The sequence below is a fragment of the Streptomyces malaysiense genome, from assembly GCF_000980885.2.
GTDB classification, from domain to species: domain Bacteria; phylum Actinomycetota; class Actinomycetes; order Streptomycetales; family Streptomycetaceae; genus Streptomyces; species Streptomyces malaysiense.
Genome location: NZ_LBDA02000053.1, coordinates 141402 through 149690 on the forward strand (window position 1 = coordinate 141402; position 8289 = coordinate 149690).

Consider the following 8289-nt stretch of genomic DNA (forward strand, 5'->3'; position numbering starts at 1 on the left):
ATCGAACCGCTGGGGTACCGTCGGTGGCGATGGCCACGATCGAGGAGTGCCGCACCGCGCTGCGAAAGCTTTCGGACAACATGGGGGGCGCCGAGGGCGACGTGCGTGACGCCGCCGCGCTGGAGCGCTCGGTGAGCTGCCACATCACCGACCTGGACGTCACCTTCGCGGGCCGGATGACCCGGGGCAGCCTGGAAGTGGACGAGACCCTGCCCGGCCCCCCGCGCGAGCGGGCGCAGATCAGGCTGGCGATGGCCGGTGACGACCTGCTGGCCCTGGTGGACGGCGGGCTGCACTTCGCGACCGCCTGGGGCAAGGGCCGGGTGCGGCTGGAGGCGGGCCTGCTCGATCTGTTCCGGCTCAGGAAGCTGCTGTGACCCGCTGAACGCGCGCCTTGCGCGCGGCCGGCACGACCAGCGGGGTCCCTGTCTCCGGGTCCTCGACGACCTGGCACTTCAGCCCGAACACCCGCTCCACCAGGGCGGCCGTGACGATGTCCTCGGGCGCGCCCTCGGCGATCACCTCGCCACCGCGCAGGGCGATCAGATGAGTGGCGTAGCGGGCCGCGTGGTTGAGGTCGTGCAGGACGGCGACCAGGGTGCGGCCCTGGGTCTCGTGCAGTTCGGCGCACAGGTCGAGGACGTCGATCTGGTGCTGGATGTCGAGGTAGGTGGTCGGCTCGTCCAGGAGCAGCAGCGGGGTCTGCTGGGCGAGCGCCATGGCGATCCACACCCGCTGCCGCTGCCCGCCGGAGAGTTCGTCCACGTACCGCTCGGCCAGCTCCGCGACCCCGGTCTGCCGCATGGACTCCTGGACCACCCGCTCGTCCTCGGCGGACCACTGGCGCAGCAGGCCCTGGTGCGGATAGCGGCCCCGGCCCACCAGGTCGGCGACGGTGATGCCCTCCGGCGCGACGGCCGACTGCGGGAGCAGGCCGAGGGTGCGGGCGACCTGCTTGGCGGGCAGCGACCGGATGTCCCGCCCGTCGAGGAGGACCTCGCCCCGGCTGGGCTTCAGCATCCGGGACAGGGCTCGCAGCAGCGTCGACTTGCCGCACGCGTTCGGCCCGACGATCACCGTGAAGGAGTGGTCGGGGATCTCCACCGACAACTGCTCGGCGATGACCCGCTGGTCGTAGGCGAGGGTGACGTGCTCGGCGGACAGGCGGTTCACGGTGCTCCTTGAGAAGTCGGGGGCGCTCATATCCGGCCCGCCCGGCGCTCGGTGACCAGCAGCCACAGCAGATAGCCGCCGCCGAGGACGCCGGTGACCACGCCGACGGGCAGCCGCCCCGCACCGAAGACGCGCTGCGAGGCCCAGTCGGCGGTGACGAGGAGGGCGGCGCCCATGCAGAGGGAGGCCACCAGGTTGGGGCCCGGCGAGCGGGTGAGCCGACGGGCGAGCTGGGGGGCGGTGAGGGCGACGAAGCCGACGGGCCCGGCGGCGGCGGTGGCGGCCGCGGTGAGCAGCACCGCGCTGACCATCAGCACCAGCCGCACCCGCTGCACCGGCACCCCGAGGGCGCCCGCGGTGTCGTCGCCCATCTCCAGCATCCGCAGGCCCCGGCCGTACGCGAGGACCAGCGGCAGCAGGACGGCGCACAGCCCGAGCAGCGGCCAGACCTGGTCCCAGTCGCGGCCGTCGAGCGAGCCGGTCATCCAGACGACCGCGCGGGCGGCGTCGACCAGGTCGGCCTTGGTGAGCAGATAGCCGTTGACGGCGGTGACGACCGCGCTGACGCCGATGCCGACCAGGACGAGCCGGTACCCCTGCACGCCCTGCTTCCAGGCGAGCAGATAGATGGCGAGCCCGGTCACCAGACCGCCGGTCAGCGCGCCGAGGGTGACCTCGGCGGCGCCGCCGGACAGCAGCACGATCACCACCAGCGCCCCCGCCGTCGCCCCCTGGGACAGGCCCAGCACGTCCGGACTGCCCAGCGGGTTGCGGGAGACGGACTGGAACAGGGCGCCCCCGAGCCCGAGCGAGGCACCGACCAGCAGCCCGACGAGGACGCGGGGCAGGCGCAGTTCACGGACGATGAAGTCCTGGTAGGCGTTGCCGTTCCCGGCGAGCGCCTTCAGCACGTCGGCCGCGGGGATGTGCGCGTCGCCGGTGCCGATCAGCGCGACGCCGGCGGCGAGCGCGGCGAGCAGCAGCAGGGCGACGACGACCAGCGCCCGCGGGTCCAGGCGCAGCGACAGCCCGCCGGGGACGCGTACGGCACGACTCCTGGAGTGTGTCCTCACAGCTGGGCCGTCCTCCGTCGTCGTACCAGCAGGATGAAGACCGGGCCGCCGACGACCGCGGTGACGATGCCGACCTGGAGCTCCGCGGGGCGGGCCACGACGCGGCCGACGACATCGGCGCCGAGCAGCAGCACGGGCGACAGGACGGCGGCGTACGGCAGGACCCAGCGCAGGTCGGGGCCGGTGAAGGAGCGCACCGCGTGCGGGACCATCAGGCCGACGAAGACGATGGGGCCGCAGGCGGCGGTCGCGGCGCCGCACAGCACGGTGGCGGCCAGCATGGCCAGGGCGCGGGTGCGGTTCAGCTGGGCGCCGAGCGCGCGGGCCGTGTCGTCTCCCATCGTCACGGCGTTCAGCGGCCGGGCCAGCGCGAGCGCGAGCAGGCCGCCCGCCGCGAGGAACGGCAGCACCTGCGCGATGGTGGACCCGCTCGCCGAGGCGAGCGAACCCACCGTCCAGAAGCGCATCCGGCCGAGCGCCGCGTCGTCCATGATCATCACGGCCTGGAGATAGCCGTAGAGGGCCGCGCTGATCGCCGTGCCGGCGAGCGCGAGGCGGACCGGGGTGGCGCCCCGGCTGCCGCCGAGGAACCAGACCAGTGCTCCCACCGCCGCGGCGCCGAGGAAGGCGAACCACACATAGCCGCTCAGGCTGGTGACGCCGAAGAAGGAGATGGCGGTGACGACGGCCGCCGAGGCGCCGGCGTTGATGCCGAGCAGGCCGGGGTCGGCCAGCGGATTGCGGGTGAGCGCCTGGAGCACCGCGCCTGACAGGCCGAGCGCGGCACCGGCCAGCAGCCCGAGCACGGTGCGCGCGAGCCGCTGGTCGACCACGACGTCGCCGTACGTGCCCGAGTCGTGGAACAGGCCGTGCCAGACCTGCGCCAGGGTGAGTGCCTTCGCCCCGATCGCGATGCTCGCCACGGCGACCAGCGTCAGGAGCACGACGGAGAGCAGCAGCCCAAGGGGCCGCACCGCCCGGCGGGTCGGGGGCGCGAGGGCGGTCGCCGCGCGCGGTTCCGGAGGACTGTCGACCAACACGAGGTTAGGTTAGCCTATCCTCGCCATCGGTCGAGATCCTCGGGTACCGCAAGCCGCACGACGTCACGGAGAGCCGCGCGGAACCGCGGCGAACCACCCGCCGTCGCCATGACAGCGGCTCAGAGTCCGAGCCGCGCCAGCGCCTTGCCCCCGTCCAGGTCGCAGGAGCCCTTCCCGGCGGCCGTCCACGCCACCGCGCACAGCGCCCGCAGCCCGTCGAGGGCCTCGCCGTCGCCGTCCAGCTCCAGCCGGGTCTCCCCGGCCGTCGCCGTCCACCCACCGCATCCAAAACCGTCACCCTCCCGGGTGATTTCCGGCTGGCCGGTGAGGAGCCCCCGCAGATCCGCGTCCACGTACGTCGGGCGGTGCTCCGGCGTCGCGGCCAGCAGCAGGGCCCCGTCGGTGACGCCGGTCAGCACCAGGAGCGAGTCCACGCCGCCGTTGAACGCGCCCTCGATGTCGGTGTCCAGCCGGTCCCCCACCACCAGCGGCCGCCGCGCGCCGGTCCGGATGACCGTCTCCCGGTGCATGGGCGGCAGCGGCTTGCCCGCCACCTGCGGCTCCTTGCCCGTCGCGATCCGTACGACCTCCACCGCCGCCCCGTTGCCGGGCGCGATCCCGCGCCCGCTCGGGATGGTCAGATCGGTGTTCGAGGCGAACCACGGCACGCCGCGCGCCACCGCGTACGACGCCTCCGCGAACCGGCTCCAGGTCAGCTCGGGCCCGCCGTACCCCTGCACCACCGCGGCCGGGTCGTCGTCCGCCGACTCCACCGGTTCGAGCCCCCGCTCGCGCAGCGCCACGCGCAGCCCCTCGCCGCCGATCACCAGCACCCGGGCCCCGGCCGGCACCTGCTCCGCGATCAGCCGCGCCACCGCCTGCGCCGAGGTGATGACGTCCTCGGCGGCCGCCGGTATCCCCAGCTCGGTCAGGTGCTCGGCGACCACCTCCGGCGTGCGCAGCGCGTTGTTGGTGACGTACGCCAGGTGCATCCCGCCCGCGCGGGCCCGCTCCAGGGAGCCGACGGCGTACGTGATCGCGTGCCCACCCGCGTACACCACCCCGTCGAGGTCGAGCAGTGCCGTGTCGTACGCCTCACTCAGAGGCCTCCCACTGCTCCCGGGCCCGGTCCTGACGCCGTCGCTCATATCCGCATCGCTCCTCTGTGGCTCGCCTACCCCCGATCATCCCGCATGCCACTGACATACGATGCCGGGATGGACACTGCAGGTCACTCGGAAGCAAAGGCGCGCCGGGGCCTGGAACTGACCCCGTTCCGCGGCCTTCGATACGACCCCGACCGGGTCGGCAGCCTGGCCTCCGTCACCTCTCCGCCGTACGACGTCGTGGTACGGCCCGACGGGGTGCACCATCTCCAGTCGGCGGACCCCCACAACATCGTCCGGCTGATCCTCCCCGAGGCCCACACGCCCAGCGAACGCACCGAGCAGGCCGCCGACACGCTGCGCCGCTGGCTCGCCGAGGGCATCCTCGCCGCGGACCCCGAACCCGCCCTGTACGTGTACGAGCAGAGCGACGGCGAGGGCATGCTCCAGCGCGGCGTCATCGGCACGCTGCGGGTCTCCGGGCCGGCCGAGGGCGTGGTGCTGCCCCACGAGGGCGTCATGCCGCCGGTGGTCGCCGAACGCGCCGCCCTGATGCGCGCCACCCGCGCCAATCTGGAACCGCTGCTGCTGACCTACCGCGGCGACGGCACCGCGGCCGAGGTCGTCGAACGCACCGCGGAGAAGCCACCGCTGCTGGCCACGACCACCGAGGACGGCTTCCGGCACCGCCTGTGGGCGATCACGGACGCGTCCGACGTGGCCCGGATCCAGTCCGACCTGGCCCATCAGCAAGCCCTGATCGCCGACGGCCACCACCGCTGGGCCACCTATCTGCGGCTGCGCGACGAGCAGTCCGCGCCCGGCCCCTGGGACTACGGGCTGGTCCTGCTGGTCGACACGGCCCGCTATCCGCTGCGCGTGCGCGCCATCCACCGGCTGCTGCACGGCCTGCCGGTGGCGGACGCGCTGGCCGCCGTGGAGGGCCTGTTCCAGGTACGGCACCTCCAGGTGCCGCTGGGCGAGGCCCTGGCGGCGCTGGCGGACGCGTCCTGCGCGGGCAACGCCTTCCTGCTGGCCGGCGACGGCGCGTTCCATCTGCTGGACCGCCCGGACCCGGAGCTGCTCGCCCGCACCGTCCCGGCGGACCGCCCGGCCGCCTGGCGCTCGCTGGACGCCACGGTCCTGCACGCCGCCCTGCTGGAACACGTCTGGCACATCCCCGAGGACTCCCCGGCGCACATCGCCTACATCCACGACACGGCCGCGACCGTGGCCAAGGCCGAACGCGACGGCGGCACGGCCGTGCTGATGCACCCGGTGCGCGAGGAGGTCGTACGCGATCTGGCCCGCCAGGGCGTGACCATGCCGCGCAAGTCGACGTCGTTCGGGCCGAAGCCGGCGTCGGGGCTGGTGCTGCGGGCGCTGGAGATCTGATCCCGGGGCTCCGGGCATGCGAAAGGGGGCGGGTTCCGTCGGGAACCCGCCCCCTTGATCACTCACTGGCGGTCAACGACTGACGGGTGTCAGTCCTTGTCGCGCTCTTCGCCGCCCTCTTCGTCGACCAGGTCCTCGTCGGCGCTGTCGCCGTCGACCTCGGCCTCGGCTTCAGCGGCCTTGGCGTCGGTGGCTTCGGCCTCGGTGGCTTCGGCACCGGTGGCGGAGTCGCCCTCGCCCTCGTCCAGGGCGTCCACGAACTCCACGCCGTCCATCTCGGCGAGCCGGTCGGAGGCGTCGGTGCTGCCGTCCCGGTCGGCCTCGACGGCCTTCGCGAACCACTCCCGCGCCTCGCCCTCACGACCGGCCGCGAGCAGGGCGTCGGCGTAGGCGTAACGCAGGCGTGCGGTCCACGGCTGGATGGAGTTGGAGGCCAGCTCGGAGCTCTGGAGGGTCACGATGGCCGCGTCCAGCTGGTCCATGTCACGCCGGGCGCCGGCCGCGACGAGCCGCATCTCGACCTGGCCGGCCTTGTCCAGCTTGTGCACCTCGGGGGCGCCGGCCATGTCCAGCGCCTTCTCCGGCCGGCCGAGCCCGCGCTCACAGTCCGCCATCACCGGCCACAGTTCCACGCTGCCGGTCATCCGGCGGGCGGCACGGAACTCGGCGAGGGCCTCGCTGTACTTCTGGTTCGCGTACGCCGCGAAACCGGCGGCCTCGCGCACGGCGGCCACGCGGGACGCCAGGCGCAGGGCCACCTTGGAGTAGCCGTAGGCACCCTCGGGGTCCTCGTCGATGAGCCGCGCGACCATCACCAGGTTGCGGGCGACGTCCTCGGCGAGCGTCTTGGGCAGGCTCTGGAGCTCCTGCCGGACGTCCTTGTCGATCTCGTCGCCGGTGACGTCCTCCGGGATCGGCAGCCGCTTGATCGGCTCACGGTCGTGGTGACGGTCCCGGTCGCGGTCCCGGTCGTCACGGCGCCCGTAGCCACCGCCACGGCGGTCGTCGCCCCGGCCGTCCCGGCCACGGAAGCCGCCGGGGCGTCCACCGCGGTCGTCGCGACGGGGACCGCGGTCACGGTCGTCACGCTGGAAACCCGGACGGGAGGAACGATCACCCTCACGCCGGTCGTCACGACGGTCATCGCGCCGGCCGTAGCCACCACCACGGTTGTCGTCACGACGGTCGTCGCGACGGAACCCACCACGGTCACCACCCCGGTCATCGTCACGACGCCCGTACGACGGACGGTCGTCACGCCGGCCGTAGCCGCCACCACGGTTGTCGTCACGACGGTCGTCGCGACGGAACCCACCACGGTCACCACCCCGGTCATCGTCACGACGCCCGTACGACGGACGGTCGTCGTCGCGACGGTACGAGGGACGGTCGTCCCGGCGGTCGTCCCGGCGGTCGTCACGGCGGAAGCCGCCGGGGCGTCCACCGCGGTCGTCGCGACGGGGACCGCGGTCACGGTCGTCACGCTGGAAACCCGGACGGGAGGAACGATCACCCTCACGCCGGTCGTCACGACGGTCATCGCGCCGGCCGTAGCCACCACCACGGTTGTCGTCACGACGGTCGTCGCGACGGAACCCACCACGGTCACCACCCCGGTCATCGTCACGACGCCCGTACGACGGACGGTCGTCACGCCGGCCGTAGCCGCCACCACGGTTGTCGTCACGACGGTCGTCGCGACGGAACCCACCACGGTCACCACCCCGGTCATCGTCACGACGCCCGTACGAGGGACGGTCGTCCCGGCGGTCGTCACGGCGGAAGCCGCCGGGGCGTCCACCGCGGTCGTCGCGACGGGGACCGCGGTCACGGTCGTCACGCTGGAAACCCGGACGGGAGGAACGATCACCCTCACGCCGGTCGTCACGACGGTCGTCACGACGGTCGTCACGCCGGCCGTAGCCACCACCACGGTTGTCGTCACGACGGTCGTCGCGACGGAACCCACCACGGTCACCACCCCGGTCATCGTCACGACGCCCGTACGACGGACGGTCGTCACGGCGGAAGCCGCCTCGGTCACCGCGGTTGTCGTCGCGCCGGTAGCCGCCACGGTCACTGCGGTCACCACGGTCGCCGCGGTAGCCACCGCGATCGCCCCGGTCCCCACTGTCCCGTCGCCGCTGATCGCGCTCCGGTCGGTCGTCGGGAGAGTTGGTGGACATTGGTGACTCCTGTCTTCGGTACCGCAAGCATTGTAAAAACAAAAGGACCCCTGGTCCCAGCTGAACGCTGGGACCAGGGGTCCTCCAAAGATTGTTCGGCGGCGTCCTACTCTCCCACAGGGTCCCCCCTGCAGTACCATCGGCGCTGTAAGGCTTAGCTTCCGGGTTCGATATGTAACCGGGCGTTTCCCCTACGCTATGACCACCGAAACCCTAATGGTTTCGAGCGAACAAGCACACTTTGTAGTTATGCGTTCAGCTCTTACCGGCAACTGTTCGTTGCCTCAGAACTAACACAGTGGACGCGAGCAACTGA

General features: G+C 72.7%; 8 protein-coding genes and 1 rRNA gene. 3 read left to right on the forward strand and 6 right to left on the reverse strand.

Annotated features, from left to right (window positions below; translation table 11 throughout):
* The first annotated feature begins 29 nt into the window (after nucleotides 1-29).
* The gene (locus VT52_RS22575; RefSeq protein WP_046424220.1) at nucleotides 30-377 is read left to right on the forward strand and encodes a hypothetical protein; all 348 of its coding nucleotides are present in this window, start codon (nucleotides 30-32) and stop codon (nucleotides 375-377) included.
* Here VT52_RS22575 and VT52_RS22580 read toward each other — a convergent pair.
* The 4 genes from VT52_RS22580 to VT52_RS22595 all read right to left on the reverse strand — a co-directional run bounded on the left by VT52_RS22580 (nucleotide 361) and on the right by VT52_RS22595 (nucleotide 4434).
* Entirely contained in the window at nucleotides 361-1203 is an 843-nt protein-coding gene (locus tag VT52_RS22580) for an ABC transporter ATP-binding protein (RefSeq protein ID WP_107481407.1), read from the reverse strand. The two genes, VT52_RS22575 and VT52_RS22580, sit on opposite strands and share 17 nt — an antisense overlap.
* The gene (locus tag VT52_RS22585) at nucleotides 1200-2246 is read right to left on the reverse strand and encodes a FecCD family ABC transporter permease (protein ID WP_046424224.1); all 1047 of its coding nucleotides are present in this window, start codon (nucleotides 2244-2246) and stop codon (nucleotides 1200-1202) included. Before VT52_RS22585 ends, VT52_RS22580 begins: the two co-directional genes overlap by 4 nt.
* Entirely contained in the window at nucleotides 2243-3286 is a 1044-nt protein-coding gene (locus VT52_RS22590; RefSeq protein ID WP_046424226.1) for a FecCD family ABC transporter permease, read from the reverse strand. The genes VT52_RS22585 and VT52_RS22590 overlap by 4 nt, the downstream gene beginning before the upstream one ends.
* 119 nt (nucleotides 3287-3405) lie before the next feature.
* Complete coding sequence (locus VT52_RS22595; protein ID WP_046424227.1) at nucleotides 3406-4434, reverse strand: HAD-IIA family hydrolase; 1029 nt, start codon at nucleotides 4432-4434, stop codon at nucleotides 3406-3408.
* 69 nt (nucleotides 4435-4503) lie between these two features.
* On the opposite strand from VT52_RS22595, the gene VT52_RS22600 reads away from it, so the two are divergent.
* Nucleotides 4504-5787 carry a DUF1015 domain-containing protein gene (locus tag VT52_RS22600; protein ID WP_046424230.1) on the forward strand — a complete coding sequence of 428 codons (1284 nt, stop codon included), beginning with the start codon at nucleotides 4504-4506 and terminating at the stop codon, nucleotides 5785-5787.
* A gap of 89 nt (nucleotides 5788-5876) precedes the next feature.
* Here VT52_RS22600 and VT52_RS38460 read toward each other — a convergent pair whose 3' ends face one another.
* Nucleotides 5877-6707, reverse strand: a complete 831-nt coding sequence (locus VT52_RS38460; protein WP_053055586.1) for a tetratricopeptide repeat protein — start codon at nucleotides 6705-6707, stop codon at nucleotides 5877-5879.
* A gap of 21 nt (nucleotides 6708-6728) precedes the next feature.
* Here VT52_RS38460 and VT52_RS38465 point away from each other — a divergent pair, with 21 nt between their 5' ends.
* The gene (locus tag VT52_RS38465; RefSeq protein WP_206306587.1) at nucleotides 6729-7979 is read left to right on the forward strand and encodes a hypothetical protein; all 1251 of its coding nucleotides are present in this window, start codon (nucleotides 6729-6731) and stop codon (nucleotides 7977-7979) included.
* Nucleotides 7980-8066: 87 nt separating this feature from the next.
* Here the strand turns inward: VT52_RS38465 and rrf are convergent.
* Nucleotides 8067-8183: ribosomal RNA gene (rrf, locus tag VT52_RS22615) — 5S ribosomal RNA — on the reverse strand.
* Nucleotides 8184-8289: the final 106 nt, after the last annotated feature.